Origin of the sequence: Brevundimonas sp. DS20 (genome assembly GCF_001310255.1) — a bacterium.
In the GTDB taxonomy this organism is placed as follows: Bacteria; Pseudomonadota; Alphaproteobacteria; order Caulobacterales; family Caulobacteraceae; genus Brevundimonas; species Brevundimonas aurantiaca.
This window is the reverse complement of sequence record NZ_CP012897.1, coordinates 1,152,577-1,169,098: the sequence shown is the minus strand read 5'-3', so window position 1 is coordinate 1,169,098 and position 16,522 is coordinate 1,152,577. Positions and strand designations below refer to the sequence as shown.

Below are 16,522 nucleotides of genomic sequence, written 5' to 3'. Positions count from 1 at the left end.
AAAACGCCGTTCACCCTGTTCCTTCAGGCGACGTTGACCGGACAGACGCAGTCTGGCGATCAAACCCGCCTCGCCTGGAGCTTCATCATGCAAGCGCTTTCCATCGCCGCCGCCGGAATGACCAGCGCCCAGACGCGGTTCGACGACAGCGCGCGCCGCACTGCGACCGCGCCGCTCGACAACCTCGCTGAGGAAACCGTCGAACGCCTCCAGGCCAAGACCGCCTTCAGCGCCAACGCCGCCGTGGTCCGCACCGCCGACGAAATGACGGCGACCCTGCTGGACATCCTGGCCTGAGCCGCGTCGCCGCTTAGAACTCTTCCCAGCCGTCGGCTTCGGGCGCCGCCTTGGACGCAAGGGCCGCGCCGCCGCGCCCCAGGGTCTTCAAGGCCGCCGCCATATGGGGCGTAGACGCCCGCGCCGAAGCCGGAGCCGGCGCCGCCGGACGTTGCGCCGCGGACTTGGCGGGGGAAGCCTGACCCACGGTCCCGACCTTGAACCGGGCCGCAGAGGCTTGCAGGGACTGGGCTTCCTGATCCAAGGCGTGGCTGGCGGCGGTCGACTGTTCGACCATGGCCGCATTCTGCTGGGTGACCTGGTCCATCTGGTTCACGGCCGTATTGACCTGGGCCAGGCCGATGGCCTGTTCCTGGGCGGAGGCGGCGATTTCCGACACCAGGCCGTCGATCTCGGCCACCCGGTCGACGATCCGTTGCAGGGCCTCGCCGGTCTGTCCGACCAGGGTCACGCCGGTGCCCACCTGGCTGGTGGAGGTCGAGATCAGGGTCTTGATCTCTTTCGCCGCCTCCGCCGACCGCTGGGCCAGGGCCCGGACCTCGGAGGCCACGACGGCGAAGCCGCGACCGGCCTCGCCCGCCCGGGCCGCCTCGACCCCGGCGTTCAGAGCCAGAAGATTGGTCTGGAAGGCGATCTCGTCGATGACGCCGATGATCTGGCTGATCTGGCTGGACGAGGACTCGATCGCCTGCATGGCTTCGACCGCGTCGCGGACGATGACGCCCGACGTCTCGGCGTCGCCCTTGGCGGCGTCGACGACGTCAGCGGCCTGGCGCGCGCCCGCGGCGGTCTTGTTCACCGTGGCGGTGATCTCGTCCAGGGCGGCCGCCGTCTCTTCCAGAGAGGCGGCCTGCTGTTCGGTGCGGCGCGACAGGTCGTCGGCGGCCTGGGAAATCTCGGCCGCGCCCGAACGGATGCCCGCCACATTGCCCAGGACGACGCCCATCGCCTGTTGCAGCTGGGCGATGGCGGCGTTGAAGTCGGACTTGAGCTGGGCGGCCTTGGGCGCGAACTCGGTTTCGATCCGATAGGTCAGGTCGCCGTTGGACATGGCCGACAGCCCCTCGGCCAGGGCCGTAAGCGCGATCCGATCCTCCTCGGCGATCCGGGCCTTTTCGGCTTCATTGGCGCGATGTTCGGCCTCGCTGACCGCCCGCTGCGACTGGGCCTCGGCTTCCAGCCGGGCCTTTTCGACGGCGTTGTCGCGGAAGGTGCCGACGGCCGCGGCCATCCGGCCGATCTCGTCGCCACGCTCCTGGGCCGGGATGGAGACCTTCAGATCGCCGCCGGCCAGCTGCGCCATGGCGCGGGTCATGGCGACGATCGGCTGGCTGAGCGCCCGGACCAGCCAGACCGTCATGGCGGCGGCGACCAGCAGGGCCAGGATCCCGCCGACGACCAGGGCCGCATAGCCCCGTCCGAAAGCCGCCTTCTTGGCGGCGCTTCTCTGACTCAGCACCGCATCGGCGGCCTGATCGACAGCGGCGACGGCGGCGCGAATGTCCTTCAGGTCCGCCGTCTGCAACAGCCGCGCTTCGGCCTGGAGCCGGGTCGCCGGATCGGCGGCCTGGGCCATCAGCCCCTGCGACTGCTGGTGAAAGGCGTCGCTGGCGGCCTTCAGCGCCTGATGCTGGGCGGCGTAGACATGATCGGCGTCGCTGGCGTCCAGGGCCTGGGCCGCCTGGTCGAAGGCGGCCTTGCGCGCCAGATAGTCCCGTCGCGCCGTCTCCTGGCCCGTCGCCACATAGGCGCGCAGGGCGTTTTGCTGTTCGACGGCGGCGGCCAGGGTCAGAGTGGCCGCCTCGCTGATCTGATAGGCGGACCGTTCGGCCGTGTCCGACCGTTGCAGCGTCACCAGGCTGAACAGGACGACCAGGGTCGCCACGCCGCACGCGCTCATCATCGCCCCGAGCGCGATCATCAGCTTGATGGATATGGACAAGGACTTGAACACGACCGGCTCCGAAAGCGGTTAACCCGTCGCAACTACCGGACAAGCCTTACCAAACCTTCTAAGGCGACGCTTCCAATCCGACCTTTTCTGGTAGGTGGAAATACCCAGTGAACTGTTCGAAGACCGCCCGGTCGCCGACGATCCTCAGCCCGCCTTCGGCCTCAAGCGCCGCCGTCGGAACCTTGCCGTAAACGGCCGCCGCCACCAGTTCGGGGCGGGTGGTCAGGACCACGGCGGTGTCGTCGATCGGCCCCCGCCGCGCGTCCAGACCGCCGTCCCGGATCTCAACCCGGAAGGTCTCGTCTTCAAAGACGAAGCCCAGGACCAGGGGCGCGTCGCCGGCCAGGGCGGGATCGAACATGGTCTTGAACGACAGCATGATCGAGACGGCGCTGATCGGCAGGGTCGGATCATGCTGGGGCGACCGCGCCGCCCAGCGCCCCAGGACGATGAAGACCGGCTCGATCTCCAGCCCCCAGTCGGTCAGCTCATAGACCTGGACCGAGGCGGGCGGTGGCAGTTTGCGACGCCGCAGAACTCCCGACGCCTCCAGCCCCTCCAGCCTCTGGGTCAGGACATTGGCCGATATGCCGTGCAGATCCTTCTTCAGATCGCCGAACCGGCGCGGGCCCAGCATCAGCTCGCGCACGACCAGCAGGGCCCAGCGTTCGCCGATCAGATCCAGCCCATGGGCGGCCCCGCAGGCGTCATGATAACGACGCCCTGGCTTTGCAGTTACTTTTTCTAACTTCATTATTGACTATTCTAACTACCAAAGGCACGGTCCGCAAAGAGGGAGAGGACCGCCGCATGACCCAACTGATCTTCATCAACCTGCCCGTCGCCGACCTTGACCGTTCGATCGCCTTTTATGAAGCCGTCGGGGCGACGAAAAACCCGATGTTCAGCGATGAGACGGCCGCCTGTATGGTGGTGTCGGACGTGATCCACGTCATGCTGCTGACCCACGACAAGTGGCGCAGCTTCACCGACCGGGCCATTCCCGACGCCCAGGTCTCGGCCCAGATGCTGCTGTGCCTGTCGCGCGAGGACAAGGCGGCGGTGGATGCGACGGTCGCCCAGGCCGCCGGCGCCGGGGGTCTGCCCGACCCGAACAGCCCCCAGGATTACGGCTTCATGTACGGCCGCAGCTACGCCGATCCCGACGGCCATATCTGGGAGGTCATGTGGATGGACCCCACAGCCGTCGCCGCCGGGCCCGAGGCCTTCGCCGCCCATGACCTGACGCCGGCCTGAGGCGGAGATCGTCATGTCCGAGATTTTCGAACTCCGCATCAGCCGCCTGATCAGGGCCGCGCCGGAAACGGTCTGGAACGTCTATACGCAACGCACCGCCGAATGGTTCTGCCCCCGCCCCTGGACCACGCCGGTGGTGGACTGGGACCTGCGCGTCGGCGGCCGGGCCAATGTCGAAATGGCCTCGCCCGAGGGGGAGCGTCATCCCTATTCCGGCGTCTTCCTGGAGGTGGTTCCGGGCCGCAGACTGGTCTCGACCGGCGCCTTCACCGAGGGCTGGGTTCCCCAGGCCGGCGAGATGAACTTCGTCCGCATCGACACCTTCGAGGCCGAGGACGATGCGACCCTCTACACCGCCGTCGCCCGCCATTGGGACGAAAAGGCCATGTCGGCGCACCGAGCCATGGGCTTCGAACAGGGCTGGGCCGCCGTCGCCGATCAACTGGCCGAACTGGCCGAGGGCGTGGCGTGATGGCCGACAAGATCGTTCCCTGCCTGTGGTTCGACGGCGAGGCGGAAGCCGCCACCGCCTTCTATGTGTCGCTTCTACCCGACAGCCGTATCACCGCCGTCAACCGCTCGCCGGTCGACACGCCGTCCGGCCCGGCCGGTTCGGTCCTGACGGTGCAGTTCGTCCTGGCGGGCCGTGAGTATCTGGCCCTGAACGGAGGGCCGAACTTCCGTTTCACCGAGGCCGTCTCCTTCATGGTGATGACCGAGGATCAGGCCGAAACCGACCGGCTGTGGGACGCCCTGACCGCTGACGGCGGCCGCGAGAACGCCTGCGGCTGGCTGAAGGACCGCTGGGGCCTCTCGTGGCAGATCACGCCTCGGCGCCTGATGGAACTGACGACCGACCCGAACCCCGCCCGCGCCAAGGCCGCCATGCAGGCCATGATGGACATGATCAAGATCGACGTCGCGGCCCTGGACCGCGCCGTCGCCGACCTCTGACCCCTCAGCAAAGGACGACCCCATGACCTATGTGACCGGCTTCCTGACCCCCGTGAAATCCGAGGACAAGGCGCGCTACGTCAAGTCCGCCCAGGCCTCCTGGCCCCTGTTTCAGAAATACGGCGCCCTGTCCCAGGTCGAGACCTGGGGCGAGGACGTGCCCGACGGCAAGCTGACCAGCTTTCCCATGGCCGTGAAGCTGGAGCCGGGCGAGGTGGTGGTCTTCTCCTGGGTCACCTGGCCCGACCGCGCCACCGCCGACGCCTGCTGGGCCCAGATGGAGACCGACCCCGGCTTCGCCGAGATGGACATGCCCTTCGACGGCAAGCGGATGATGTGGGGCGGTTTCGAAACCATCTTCCAGTCGTAGGGGGCTCAACGACGCGCCGTCTTCAGGGCCGCCGTCAGGGCCTTGCGGCGTTTTGCATGGGTCCGCTCCCGCTCGGCCTGTTCGTCCTCCAAGGCCTTCAGCCGATCCGCCAGATCCGCCATCGCCTGCTGATGTTCGGCGTCCAGGGTCTCAAGCTCGGCTTCCAGCCGCTGGATCTTGGCGCGCCGGGCCTTGGACGGACCGGCGGCCTTCTTCGGTCCGGCCGCCTTCTTGATCTTGCCGACGTCGATGGCCAGGCCGCGTTCGATCACCTCGCCTGGAGCGGCTAAGGCCGCCTCATAGTCGGGGCCGCCGCTCAGTTCGCTGGCCAGGCCCGTGGCGAACAGATCCTGTTTGGAGCCCCAGGCCTCCAGCGCCTTGGGCCGCGAGCTGACCGCCACCGTGAAGGCGTGAAATCCGTCCGACCAGGTGAAGACCTTCAACCGTTTCGCCATGCGCCTCTCCCGGCCGACGGCCCCACTCGGCGCCGCCTCAGCGGCAGAAACGTGTGTCGGTCGCTTCCAGATGCAGATGGTCGAAATGGACGGCGTTGTAGTCTGGGCTCAGCACTGTTCCGAAGATGCGGCAGGCGTCGTCGCGGATACGGCGCAGGAATCGGGCCTCGGGCGCGTCGCCGCTCCAATCCTTCGTCACCGTGATCCGCCGCCCGTCCCTCAGCCGCACCCCGGCGAAGTCCAGGGCGGCCGCCTGGGCGTGGGCGCTGATCCGGCTGGAGCCCACGCCGTTGTTCACATTGCGACAGGCGTAGGCGCCCATATGGTCGATCTGGACCACGTCCGACCCCAGGATCTCGCGCGCCGCCGGTTCCAGCGACTGACGCCGCCAGACGCTCAGCGCCAGGGCGGTCTGGCAGGTCATCTCGACGTCGCCGGGCGCCATCCGCGCCACCGTCCCCAGGTCCGGCCCCAGCACCCCGCCTTGTCTCAGGCCGCAGACGGCCGAGTTCTGCCGATCCGGCACGGGGCTGAACCGCACCCGCGCCGCGGTCAGCTGGGCCATGCACCGCCCCAGCTCAGAGCCTTCGCGCACCACCGCCGCCTGGGTGCCCCCGTCGATCGGCCGGTCGATCAGCCCCCCGACGAGAGGCGCCGCCGTCTGGCCCGGATAGGGCGACGGCCGCAAGGGCTCCGGCGCGCGCCGGACGCAGCCGGCCAAGACCAGCAGGACCGAAAGGCCGGCGCAAAGGCGCATCAGACGAGGCGACGAGGACATGGCTCCGGTCCTAGCCGATTCCCGCCGGGTCCGCCGGTCACGAGGCGGAGAGCCGCCTATCGCCGCTCTTCCGACACGCCCTTGGCCCGACAGCGGTCCGAGCAGAACCGCACACGATCCCAGTCCCGCGCCCATTTCTTGCGCCAGACGAACGGCAGGCCGCAGGCGTCGCAGACCTTCTGCGGCAGATCGGCCTTGGCCGGCGCCGTGCCCAGATTGACGTGTTTGCGGCCCATCCGGTCCTCTATTTGAAACGGCGGGCGAGGGACCGCGCCGCCATTGTTGCGAAACACTCTCAACCTTGCTACAGGGCGCACGTCGCCTCGGCGGCCGTAAGCGTCTCACGTCAGGCAACGCATCCATCCCGGTCTTCGGCCGGGGCCGGTTCGTCCGGCGGATGCCCGCGCCGAAGACCTGAGTTTAAAGAGAGACGCAAACCATGCACCCTCATCCCGCCGTCGTCCGGTTCCGACGCCTGCCCGCGCGTTACGCCGGACTGGTCATGCCGCTGATCCTGTCGCTGATCATGACCTTTGTGGTCTCAGCCATCGCCACCGCTCGAACCCTGGGCTTCGCCCCGGCCTTTCCCAGCGCCTGGATGCAGGCCTGGGGCCTGTCCTGGCTGATCGCCTTCCCGGTCCTGCTGCTGATCCTGCCCCTGGTCCGGCGCATCGTCGCAGCCCTGGTCGAGCCCGCCCGCTGAACGAAAAAGGGGCGGCCCTTTCGGCGCCGCCCCTGATCGTCTTCAGCTGTCCAGGAAGGACCGCAGCTTGCGCGACCGGCTGGGGTGTTTCAGCTTGCGCAGGGCCTTGGCCTCGATCTGACGGATCCGTTCGCGCGTCACCGAGAACTGCTGGCCGACTTCTTCCAGCGTGTGGTCGGTGTTCATGCCGATGCCGAAGCGCATGCGCAGCACCCGTTCCTCGCGCGGCGTCAGCGACGCCAGGACGCGGGTGGTGGTCTCGCGCAGGTTCGACTGGATGGCGGCGTCGATCGGCAGGACGGCGTTCTTGTCCTCGATGAAGTCGCCCAGGTGCGAATCCTCTTCGTCCCCGATCGGGGTCTCCAGGCTGATCGGCTCCTTGGCGATCTTCAGGACCTTGCGCACCTTCTCCAGCGGCATGGCCAGCTTTTCGGCCAGCTCTTCCGGGGTCGGCTCGCGGCCGATCTCGTGCAGCATCTGGCGGCTGGTGCGGACGATCTTGTTGATCGTCTCGATCATGTGCACCGGAATACGGATGGTGCGCGCCTGGTCGGCGATGGAGCGGGTGATCGCCTGACGGATCCACCAGGTGGCGTAGGTCGAAAACTTGTAGCCGCGGCGGTATTCGAACTTGTCGACCGCCTTCATCAGGCCGATGTTGCCCTCCTGGATCAGGTCCAGGAACTGAAGGCCGCGGTTGGTGTATTTCTTGGCGATGGAGATCACCAGGCGCAGGTTGGCCTCGACCATCTCCTTCTTGGCCTGACGGGCCTCACGCTCGCCCTTCTGCACCGTCTGGACGATGCGGCGATAGTCGTCGATCGGCAGGCCGGCCTCCAGGGCCACGGCGGCGACGTCGGCGCGGATGGTCGCGATCTGGCTGGCTTCGTTCTCGCTGAACTTGGTCCAGCGCACGCCCTGATCCTTGATCCGATCGGTCCAGGTGGGGTCCAGCTCGGAGCCGAAATAGGCCTTCAGGAATTCGGGGCGCGAAATGCCGTAGCTGTCGGCCAGACGCAGCAGCCGGCCTTCCAGACCGATCAGGCGCTTGTTGATCGCATACAGCTGCTCGACCAGGGCCTCGATGCGGTTGTTGTTCAACTTCATCGTCTTCAGACGATCCGAAATGGTCGTCGTCAGGGTCTGATAGGTCTTTTCGTCCTTGGCGCTCAGGGTCTCGCCCTTCAGCCGGGCCTGGACCAGCTTGTCCTGCAACGCACGGAAGGCGCCGAAGTCGGCGGCGATGGCGTTCAGAACCTCCATCACCCCGTCGCGCAGCTCGGCCTCCAGAGCCGAGATCGACATGCCGCCGCCGTCGTCGAAGTCGTCCTCGTCCTCGTCGTCGGATTCGGGCTTGTCCTCGGCGACCGGCTTGTCCTCGGCCTCTTCCTCCTCTTCGCCCTCAGGCTGGGCGGCGCCCGGCAGGGAGGAGGGGTTGAGCACGCCGTAGGTGGCGTCCAGGTCGATGACCTCGCGCAGCAGGATGCGGTTGTTCTCCAGCTCGTCGCGCCAGACCATGATGGCCTCAAAGGTCAGGGCGCTTTCGCACAGACCCGAGATCATGGCGTCGCGGCCGGCCTCGATCCGCTTGGCGATGGCGATCTCGCCCTCGCGGCTCAACAGTTCGACCGAGCCCATTTCGCGCAGATACATCCGCACCGGGTCGTCGGTGCGGTCATAGGCGGCCTTGGCGGGCGTCTCGGCCACGCCGGTGGAGGCGGCGGCGGCGACGTCGGTGGACTGCTGCTCCTGCGCGTCCTCCTCGGCCTCGACGACGTTGACGCCCATTTCCGACAGCATGGCCAGGGTGTCTTCGATGGCGTCGGGGGTGACTTCTTCGGACGGCAGGACCTTGTTCAGCTCCTCCATCGTCACATAGCCGCGCGCCTTGGCCTGTTTGATGAATTTCTTGACGCCGGCGTCGGTCAGATCGAGCAGGGGCCCGTCGGTCGAAACCTCGGTGTCCTGCGTCTCGGTCTGTGCGTTCATAGTCAGTCTGTCTCCGGCCGGAGGGGGTGATCAATCCGCCCCGGCGAAAATACAATGCTTGGCGAGGCGTAAGGTTACGCGCCCGCGCTGTCTTCCCAAATCGTCCCGGCTTTGATCGCACGGCGAAGCGCATCCCGCGCAGCTGCCGCCGACGGAACCCCCTCATCCCGCCCCGACGCCTCTCGCGCCGGGACCGAGGCGTCGTCAAACGCCTGCGACCATCGGACCCTTGCCTCGGCGAGGGGCGCATTTGCGGCCAGGAATGGCGCACCGGACTTCGCCGCCGCCTTCTCGACCTCGCGCACTAAGGCGTCATGATCCGATTGCGCCAGATGGCGTCGCAAGGCGGCGGAGTCAAGGCCGCCCTACGGCTCGCGCAACCAGTTTTCGACGCGCAGACCCGGAACGCGCGAGAATTCGCGTTCATTGTCGGTGATGAGGATGCAGTCCAGCGCCAGGGCGTGGGCGGCGATCAGCAGGTCGTTGGCGCCGATCAAGCGGCCCGAACGCTGAAGTTCCGCGCGAACCTCCCCATAGAGGCGATCCGCCGGGGCGTCCCAGGCCTTCACCGCCAATCCTGACAGCACGCGCTCCAACTGCATCGCGATCCTGGGAGAACCGGATTTGCAAGTCCCGAAGCGGAGTTCCGCCACGGCGATCAGACTGACGCAGACGTCCACGGGGCCCAGAAGGGCCAGTCGCTGACCGACGGGGCCGATCGGATCATACATCAGGTCCGACACCGCGTTGGTGTCCAGCATATAGCCGCTCAAAGATCCACCGGTTCAGGCGGTTGATCATCGAAGGGGTCGAGACGCTCATCGATCGGCTGCAGAGTCGCCAGCACCGCCAGAAGACGGGCGGAAGACCCCATCGACGGCCCGGCCTTCTCGATGATCAGCCGCTCCCCCTCCTGACGCACCACCGCGTCCGCCGGAACGGCGACGCCGCTCGGCAGGTGGACGACCTGATGATCGCCTTCGCGCGTGATCCTGACGGGTTGGGAGCCATCCATGGGGCGAGACTACTCCAGATCGTGAAGCCCGCCAATCGGCGCGGCTCAAACCAGGGTCGTCCAGAAGTCGGGGGCCGCGAACGAGCGGGTGATGGCGTCCCGCTCGGCCTTCAGCCGGATCAGAGCCTCGATGCCCGTCCCCTGGCCCAGGTCCTGTTTCGCCGTCTCTATGGCGCGCGACAGGGCGGCGAGATGGGTCATCAGGCCGAACACCTTCAGCCATTGGGCGCGCGCCTCGGCCACGGGGAGATCGGACGACAGGAAGGAGGCGCCCGACTTGGACGCCGCCTTCTCGATCTCTTTCAACAGCGGATCAAAGCCGGAGTCACGCAGCCGATGTCGCACCACGGCCGCGTCCGACGCCTGGCCCGACAGCCGCAGCCGCACCAGCTCCTGGGCCAACCCCTCCAGGGCTGCGTCGCCAAATCCCTGGACGCTGACTTCTTCCAGATGATCGTCCAGCCGCTCGATGTCGTCGATGGCGGCATAGGCCAGGGCCGCCGCCACCGGACTGACGGCGCGGAACAGCGACTGCATGGCCTGGGCCCCCTCGACGGTCTGGCCCAGCTTCGGCGGCGGGCCCAACCGACCGCCGCCCCGTCCGGGCGTCCAGGGCGCGCGCGGAGGGTTGCGGGGAAACAGGGCGTCGAACCGGTCGAACAGGTCGCGGCGATACTGTTCCGCCAGATCCTTGTCCTGAATGGCGCCGGCCGCCGCCCGCAGCCGCGCCTTGAACCCGGCCTTGCGCTCGGGCGTGTCCAGCGGCTCCACATCCTGTTCGCGACGGAACAGGACCTCGGCGAAGCCGTATGTCTCGGCCAAGGCCTGGCGCAGGGCCGGCGCCCCCTTGTCGCGCAGTATGTCGTCGGGGTCCTGCCCGCCGCTGAGCAGGGCGAAGCGGAACGACCGCCCCGGCTTCAGCAGCGGCAACGACCGCTCGATCGCGCGATAGGCGGCCCGCAGGCCCGCCGCATCCCCGTCGAAACACAGCACCGGCTCATGGCTGACCCGCCACAGCCGCTCCATCTGTTCTTCGGTCAGGGCCGTGCCCATGGGGGCCACGGCCGGCAGGCCCGCGCGCTGGCAGGCGATGACGTCCATATAGCCCTCGACCACGATGATCGGCTGGTCATTCCGGCTCTCGGCCCCCAGAATGCGCCGCGCCTCAGGCAGGCCGTAGAGGGTGGAGCCCTTGTGAAACAGCGGGCTTTCCGGCCCGTTCAGATATTTGGCCCGGTCGTCGGGGTTCATGGCCCGGCCGCCGAAGCTGACGATCCGCCCGCGCGCGTCCAGAATGGGGAAGATCAACCGGTCGCGGAACCGGTCATAGGGCTGGCCGCCGCTGTCCGGCGCGATCAGCAGCCCGGCCTCGACCAGTTCGGCCGGCCGCGCCCCGCGCTGGACCAGGGCCTGTTTCAGCCCCTCCCGGTCATTGGGCGCATAGCCCAGGCCGAACCGCTCCCATTGATCCTCGGGCAGGCCGCGTTTCTCAAGATATTCGCGCGCCGCCTTGCCCGGCGTGCGGCGCAGATTGGCGGCGAACCATTTCTGGGCCAGGTCCATCCACTCGGACAGGCCTAAGCGCTTCTGCTCGCGCTCGGCCTCCTTGGGGTCTTCGGCCGGCAGCTGCATGCCCGCCTCGCCCGCCAGCCGCTGCACCGCCTCGACGAAGCTCAGCCGCTCGGTCTCCTGCAGGAAGGAGATGATGTCGCCGTGTTTGCCGGACGAGAAGTCGTGGAAGAAGCCCTTGTCGTCATTGACGAAGAAGGACGGCGACTTCTCCTTCGAGAAGGGGGACAGGCCGACATATTCCCGCCCCTGCCGCTTGAGCTTCACCGTCCGCCCGATCACGTCGGACGGCCGAAGGCGAGCCTTCAGTTCATCAATGAATCTTTCGTCGAAACGCACCCGGCGATCCATAGCGCCCGCAGCGCTCACAAGCGACTCTCGTCAAACGGCTGCGGCGCTTGACTGGACTAGTTTAATATTTAAAGTAGTCACGTCGCAATGGAGACAGTTCATGACCGATGCCCCTTCTCGCCAAGACGACGATCTCGCCTACCTCAAACGACTGGCGGTTGCGGGTCGTGGAGAACCGGCGCCCTTCCTGTTGCTGATCGCCGTATTCGGCGGCGCCTATGGTTTTGCGCTTCTGGCGATCCTGGCGGGCGTCATGATCGAGGGATTGCCCAAGCCCGGCTCTCCTGTCGAAGGACCAATCTCCAACTTCGTAGGCCGTTGGGCCATCATTACGTCCCACCTGGCCTTCTTTGGAACCCTGATCTGGACCGCCTGGCGCACCCTCGGTCCGAACCGGGTTCGCCTTCGCCGAACAGCCTCCGCGACATGGTCCGCCAGCTTCGTGGCGCTGATCGTGACCTATATCGTCTTCCGCATCTACACACGCGACGAGCCCTTTACCGACGCCGTTCACACCAGCCCCGTCATGCTGTCGATCATACTGGTCCTTTGGGGCGCGGCGTGGTGGATCACCGCCCTGTCAAGCGATCGGCGATGGCTCTTTCTGGTGGCGGTCGGGAGTTTCGCAGCGGCAGGAGGCTTGGCTTGGTCCCGCCTAGAGTCTCCGATCGCCCTGCCGATCATCTGCGCCAGCCTGATTTTCCTCGCCTTCGTTCCGGCCGTTCTTCTCATACGCGAGAAGCGGAGGTGACTGCACACGCCGCCGTCGATCCCGCTTTCGCTCACCCGATAAGGACCGGGGTGATGGCCTATCTGTCGGCCGCGGAGGCCGCCGACTTCACCGAACTCGCCCAGGCCCTGGCCGTCCCCAACAACAGCCTGTCCAGTCACCTGTCGCGGCTGGAGGACGCCGGATACGTCGAACTGCGACGGGGCTTCCTCGGCCGCAAGCCGCGGACCCGGGTCGTCCCGACCGACGCCGGACGAGCAGCGTGGATGTCGTATCTGGATGAGCGGAGTAGGACTGAATGACTGTCGCAGAACGATCAGGCGGTTCGTCCGGGCATCCCCCGAGGTCCGAACGAACCGCCGCATCGCAGAAGGCGTAACCGCAGCGTCCCCCAACGCCTTGGCTAACGAAGTCCTAACGCCTCGCGGACCTTCATCTGACGTTCACTCGCACCCTGTGTCGAGAGGGCGCCGACCGACGTGATGCGGATCATGGCCGGACTGTGTCTTTCACGTCGCGCCGTCTTTTTACCTATGGGGGCCGAAGGGCACGATTTTGTTGGCGGCATCATGCCCGATATCAGCCGACCCGAGAAATTCTATGCCGGACCTCAAGCACCAGTAGCGAACGATCTCCTCCGGAGTCTGGCCGAAGTCGGGATCGTTTGGCGTGACATCAGAAACACGTCCCAGGCGAATTCCTGCAACACGTCGGATGGAGTCCTGACCCGTCAAGTGAAACATCATCCGGTCGATCCGGTAGGCGGCCTCCGACACCTCCTCCAGCATCAGCACGTGCCCGGACAGATCGGGCTCCAGATCCGTGCCGACCAACTGGTCGATAATAGTCAGGTTGAAGGCGACGGCGGGTCGGGGGTCGCCGGCCAGCGACGGCTCGATCCAGTCCGTCCGCCCGGTCGTCAGCCAGGCCAGGGCGCCCTTGGCCGTCGCGTCGTCCCGCACCGAATCCGACGCCATCGGCCCGTGGGCCAGATGTTCGAACCCGGCCCTGTACATGCCGGCCAGCAGGCTGCCGGCGTCGGAATAGCCCAGATAGCGCTTCTTGCGCGCCACCGCGTTCAGGCGCGGAATCACCGAGGCGGCGATGCGGCACGAGCCATAGCCGCCGCGCGCGAACCAGACGGCGTCGATGCGCGGGTCGTTGGCGAACTCCACGAAGGCGTCGGCCCGCGCCCGGTCGTCGCCGGCGAAATGGCCGTGTTTCAGGAAACAGGCGGGGTGAAACACGACCGAGACCTCACGGTCCGGATGGTGCTGGGCCATCCAGGCCTCGACCGCCTCGGCCCGCTCCTTTGAGAAACGCGAGCTGGCGCAGACCACGCCGATCTTGAAGGTGTTGCTCGTCACGTCGTCTTCTTCGTCGAAATTGCAGTCCGCCTCTGGCGGATCGGCCCGATCCCCTGTTCTAAGGGGGCATGAACCAAGACGCCTCCTATTTCTTCTGCGGCATCGGCGGGTCGGGCATGCTGCCCCTGGCCCTGATCGTCCAGGCCCAGGGCGCCCGGATCGAAGGCTCGGACCGGGCGCTGGACCAGGGCCGCACGCCTGAAAAGTTCGACTGGCTGCGCGCCCACGGCGTCACCCTGCACCCCCAGGACGGATCGGGCGTCACCCGGCCCGATCAGATCGTGGTCGCCACCGGCGCGGTCGAGGAGACGGTGCCCGACATCGGCGCGGCCCGCCGCGTCGGGGCGGCGATCAAGACCCGGCCCGAACTGCTCAGCGAGCTGTTCAACGCCGCCCCCACCTCGATCGGGGTGGCGGGCACCAGCGGCAAGTCCACCATCACCGGCATGATCGCCTGGATCCTGCACCAGACCGGCCGCGATCCGACCGTCATGAACGGGGCGGTGATGAAGAATTTCGCCGACGCCGACCATCCGTTCGCCAGCGCCCTGATCGGCGGGTCGGATCTGTTCGTGTCCGAGGTCGATGAATCGGACGGCTCGATCGCCCGTTACGTCCCGACCGTGGCGGTCGTCTCCAACATCTCGCTTGACCACAAGTCGATGGAGGAGCTGCGCGACCTGTTCGGCGGCTTCGTCCAGCGGGCGGCCACGGCGGTGCTGAACCTGGACAATCCCGAGACGGCGGCTCTGGCGCAGGAATTGACGCCCGGAAAGGCGATCACCTTCGCCCTGGGCGAGGAGGCGGCCGACCTGTCGGCCCACGACCTTCAGCCCCAGCCGACCGGCATGCGGTTCCGCCTGATCGAGGGCTGGAGCGAGTTCGACGTCAGGCTGAACGTGCCCGGCGCCCACAATGTCGCCAATGCGCTTGCGGCGCTCGGCGCGGTCAAGGCCCTAGGCGTTTCGACGGCCGAGGCGGTCAAGGCCCTGGAAAGCTTCGCCGGCATCCGGCGGCGAATGGAGGTGGTGGGGACCGTCGACGCCGTCACCGTCATCGACGACTTCGCCCACAACCCCGACAAGATCGCCGCCACGCTGAAGACGCTGCACGCCTTCGACGGCCGCCTGCTGATCCTGTTCCAGCCCCACGGCTTCGGCCCCCTGAAACTGATGCGGCGGGAGTTCATCGACGGTTTCGTCGGCCTGATGCGCGAAGACGACGTCCTGCTGATGCCCGAGCCGGTCTATTACGGCGGAACCACCGACCGCAGCGTCGGCAGCGAGGCCGTCGCTGAAGGGGTGCGCGAGGCCGGCCGCCAGGCCGAGGCCCTGCCCGACCGTGCGGCCTGCGGAGACCGCATCGTCGAAATGGCCCGGCCTGGCGACCGCATCCTGGTCATGGGGGCGCGCGACGACACCCTGTCCAGCTTCGCCGCCGATCTGCTGGAGCGGCTGGGCGCGCGCTGACGCCTGACGTTCGGAGCCAAGGCGCCGCTTCGGACGTTGGCGGAAGATGAGCGCCGCCGCCCTGATCGATCTGAGCCGAGAACGCGCCTATCTGCGCGACCTGGGCCGCGCGTTCGGGGGCGCCCTGGTGTTCAGCATCCCCCTGCTGATGACGATGGAGATGTGGGAGCAGGGGGTGGCCATGGACCGGGGCCGGCTGCTGGCCTTCATCGTCGCGGGCCTGCCCCTGCTTTACGGCCTGGCCTATTATGCGGGCTTCTCCGACCGGCGGGGGCTGGTGAACGATCTGATGGACACGGCCGTCGCCCTGGCGGTCGGCTTCCTGACCGCCGGCCTGCTGTTGAGCCTGTTCGGCGTGGTCCGATGGGGCGATCCCCCGCGAGAAGCCCTGGGCATGATTGCGCTTCAGGCCGTTCCGGGCGCCATGGGCGCCCTGCTGGCCCGCCGCCAGCTGAGCGGCGACGCGGACGGCGGCGAGACCCAGGAGGATCAGGCCTCCTATGTCGGGGAGCTGTTTCTGATGGCGGCCGGCGCCCTGTTCTTCGCCCTGAACGTCGCCCCGACCGAGGAAATGATCCTGATCGCCTACAAGGCCGGCGCCCTCAACGTCCTGGGGCTGATGGCCGTGTCGATCCTGCTGCTGCACCTCATCGTTTTTCGCGCGGGCTTCGCCGGTCAGGAAGAGGCGGATCGACCGGCCCACGCCTTCTTCCACTTCACCCTGCCCGGCTACGCCATCGCCCTGGGGGTCAGCCTGTTCGCCCTGTTCGTCTTTGGGCGGATCGAAGGGCATTCTCTGGCCGGGGTGGTCCAGGCGACGGCGGTCCTGGGCTTTCCGGCCGCGATCGGCGCGGCGGCCGCCCGTCTGCTGGTCTGATCCGATGAACCGAGCCACGCGCCGAAAAACCGCCCCGCCCCGCCCGCTTTTGCAGACCGCCATGGCCGCTCTGGGCGGGGTGGTGACCCTGGCCGCCGTCGGGGTGATCGTGTGGGAGGCCGTGCAACCCGCCGCCCCGGCGACCCTGAGCGCCCGGATCGAGAGGGTCGAGACCACCGCCCACGGCCACGTGGCCGCGATCAAGGTGGTCAATGACGGCGACGAAACCGCCGCCGGGGTCGATGTCGAGGCCGTGGCAGGCGACCAGACGGCGACCGCCACCCTGGACTATGTGCCCGGCCGCGGCCATGCGACCGCCTATATGCGGTTCGACGCCGATCCGCGCGCGGCGGTGGTGACGGTCAAGGGCTGGTCGGCGCCCTGAAG

The 16,522-nt window shown here is 67.5% G+C and carries 21 protein-coding genes; 11 read left to right on the top strand and 10 right to left on the bottom strand.

Annotated elements, in window-relative coordinates:
- Positions 1–87: 87 nt before the first annotated feature.
- Positions 88–297 (top strand): flagellar basal body rod C-terminal domain-containing protein, encoded by a 210-nt coding sequence (locus JL11_RS05660; protein WP_054766837.1) that lies wholly within the window; start codon positions 88–90, stop codon positions 295–297.
- Positions 298–310: 13 nt separating this feature from the next.
- Here the strand turns inward: JL11_RS05660 and JL11_RS05655 are convergent, their stop codons facing one another.
- Positions 311–2,218 (bottom strand): methyl-accepting chemotaxis protein, encoded by a 1,908-nt coding sequence (locus tag JL11_RS05655; RefSeq protein WP_054766836.1) that lies wholly within the window; start codon positions 2,216–2,218, stop codon positions 311–313.
- A gap of 91 nt (positions 2,219–2,309) precedes the next feature.
- On the bottom strand, positions 2,310–3,005 hold the full coding sequence (locus JL11_RS05650; RefSeq protein ID WP_054764800.1) for a winged helix-turn-helix transcriptional regulator: 696 nt from the start codon (positions 3,003–3,005) through the stop codon (positions 2,310–2,312).
- A gap of 56 nt (positions 3,006–3,061) precedes the next feature.
- Between JL11_RS05650 and JL11_RS05645 the strand changes: the two genes are divergently transcribed.
- The 4 genes from JL11_RS05645 to JL11_RS05630 are packed head-to-tail and all read left to right on the top strand — an operon-like array spanning position 3,062 to position 4,832.
- Entirely contained in the window at positions 3,062–3,508 is a 447-nt protein-coding gene (locus tag JL11_RS05645) for a VOC family protein (protein WP_054764799.1), read from the top strand.
- Positions 3,509–3,521: 13 nt separating this feature from the next.
- Positions 3,522–3,980: an SRPBCC family protein gene (locus tag JL11_RS05640; protein ID WP_054764798.1), complete on the top strand. Its 459-nt coding sequence runs from the start codon at positions 3,522–3,524 to the stop codon at positions 3,978–3,980.
- Positions 3,980–4,462: a VOC family protein gene (locus JL11_RS05635; protein ID WP_054764797.1), complete on the top strand. Its 483-nt coding sequence runs from the start codon at positions 3,980–3,982 to the stop codon at positions 4,460–4,462. Before JL11_RS05640 ends, JL11_RS05635 begins: the two co-directional genes overlap by 1 nt.
- A 22-nt stretch (positions 4,463–4,484) precedes the next feature.
- Positions 4,485–4,832 carry a DUF1428 domain-containing protein gene (locus JL11_RS05630; protein WP_054764796.1) on the top strand — a complete coding sequence of 116 codons (348 nt, stop codon included), beginning with the start codon at positions 4,485–4,487 and terminating at the stop codon, positions 4,830–4,832.
- A gap of 5 nt (positions 4,833–4,837) precedes the next feature.
- On the opposite strand, the gene JL11_RS05625 is transcribed toward JL11_RS05630, so the two are convergent.
- From JL11_RS05625 to JL11_RS05615, 3 genes are read right to left on the bottom strand one after another with little or no spacing between them, the layout of a single operon-like run.
- Positions 4,838–5,287, bottom strand: a complete 450-nt coding sequence (locus JL11_RS05625; RefSeq protein WP_054764795.1) for a hypothetical protein — start codon at positions 5,285–5,287, stop codon at positions 4,838–4,840.
- A 37-nt stretch (positions 5,288–5,324) separates the two neighbouring features.
- Positions 5,325–6,065 carry an extensin-like domain-containing protein gene (locus JL11_RS05620; protein ID WP_054764794.1) on the bottom strand — a complete coding sequence of 247 codons (741 nt, stop codon included), beginning with the start codon at positions 6,063–6,065 and terminating at the stop codon, positions 5,325–5,327.
- Positions 6,066–6,121: 56 nt separating this feature from the next.
- Complete coding sequence (locus JL11_RS05615) at positions 6,122–6,301, bottom strand: DUF2256 domain-containing protein (protein ID WP_054764793.1); 180 nt, start codon at positions 6,299–6,301, stop codon at positions 6,122–6,124.
- Positions 6,302–6,504: 203 nt separating this feature from the next.
- On the opposite strand from JL11_RS05615, the gene JL11_RS05610 reads away from it, so the two are divergent.
- Positions 6,505–6,768 carry a DUF2798 domain-containing protein gene (locus JL11_RS05610; RefSeq protein WP_054764792.1) on the top strand — a complete coding sequence of 88 codons (264 nt, stop codon included), beginning with the start codon at positions 6,505–6,507 and terminating at the stop codon, positions 6,766–6,768.
- 42 nt (positions 6,769–6,810) lie between these two features.
- Here JL11_RS05610 and rpoD read toward each other — a convergent pair whose 3' ends face one another.
- The 4 genes from rpoD to dnaG form a co-directional block, all read right to left on the bottom strand.
- Complete coding sequence (gene rpoD / locus JL11_RS05605) at positions 6,811–8,757, bottom strand: RNA polymerase sigma factor RpoD (RefSeq protein ID WP_054764791.1); 1,947 nt, start codon at positions 8,755–8,757, stop codon at positions 6,811–6,813.
- Positions 8,758–9,122: 365 nt separating this feature from the next.
- Entirely contained in the window at positions 9,123–9,518 is a 396-nt protein-coding gene (locus JL11_RS05595; protein WP_231681408.1) for a PIN domain-containing protein, read from the bottom strand.
- 8 nt (positions 9,519–9,526) lie between these two features.
- The gene (locus JL11_RS05590) at positions 9,527–9,772 is read right to left on the bottom strand and encodes a hypothetical protein (RefSeq protein ID WP_054764788.1); all 246 of its coding nucleotides are present in this window, start codon (positions 9,770–9,772) and stop codon (positions 9,527–9,529) included.
- Between the two features lie 45 nt (positions 9,773–9,817).
- Entirely contained in the window at positions 9,818–11,680 is a 1,863-nt protein-coding gene (gene dnaG, locus JL11_RS05585; protein WP_054766835.1) for a DNA primase, read from the bottom strand.
- A gap of 112 nt (positions 11,681–11,792) precedes the next feature.
- On the opposite strand from dnaG, the gene JL11_RS17890 reads away from it, so the two are divergent.
- Entirely contained in the window at positions 11,793–12,443 is a 651-nt protein-coding gene (locus JL11_RS17890; protein ID WP_054764787.1) for a hypothetical protein, read from the top strand.
- Positions 12,440–12,724, top strand: coding sequence for a transcriptional regulator (locus tag JL11_RS05575; RefSeq protein ID WP_054764786.1), 285 nt, complete (start codon positions 12,440–12,442; stop codon positions 12,722–12,724). Before JL11_RS17890 ends, JL11_RS05575 begins: the two co-directional genes overlap by 4 nt.
- 225 nt (positions 12,725–12,949) lie before the next feature.
- Here the strand turns inward: JL11_RS05575 and JL11_RS05570 are convergent, their stop codons facing one another.
- Positions 12,950–13,789, bottom strand: coding sequence for an LD-carboxypeptidase (locus JL11_RS05570; protein ID WP_054764785.1), 840 nt, complete (start codon positions 13,787–13,789; stop codon positions 12,950–12,952).
- Between the two features lie 68 nt (positions 13,790–13,857).
- On the opposite strand from JL11_RS05570, the gene JL11_RS05565 reads away from it, so the two are divergent.
- Genes JL11_RS05565 through JL11_RS05555 form a run of 3 tightly spaced genes read left to right on the top strand, consistent with a single transcriptional unit; the run spans position 13,858 to position 16,520 of the window.
- Positions 13,858–15,258, top strand: coding sequence for a UDP-N-acetylmuramate--L-alanine ligase (locus JL11_RS05565; protein ID WP_054764784.1), 1,401 nt, complete (start codon positions 13,858–13,860; stop codon positions 15,256–15,258).
- Between the two features lie 46 nt (positions 15,259–15,304).
- Positions 15,305–16,135: a TIGR02587 family membrane protein gene (locus JL11_RS05560; RefSeq protein WP_054764783.1), complete on the top strand. Its 831-nt coding sequence runs from the start codon at positions 15,305–15,307 to the stop codon at positions 16,133–16,135.
- 4 nt (positions 16,136–16,139) lie between these two features.
- Entirely contained in the window at positions 16,140–16,520 is a 381-nt protein-coding gene (locus JL11_RS05555; RefSeq protein ID WP_224761258.1) for a hypothetical protein, read from the top strand.
- Positions 16,521–16,522: the final 2 nt, after the last annotated feature.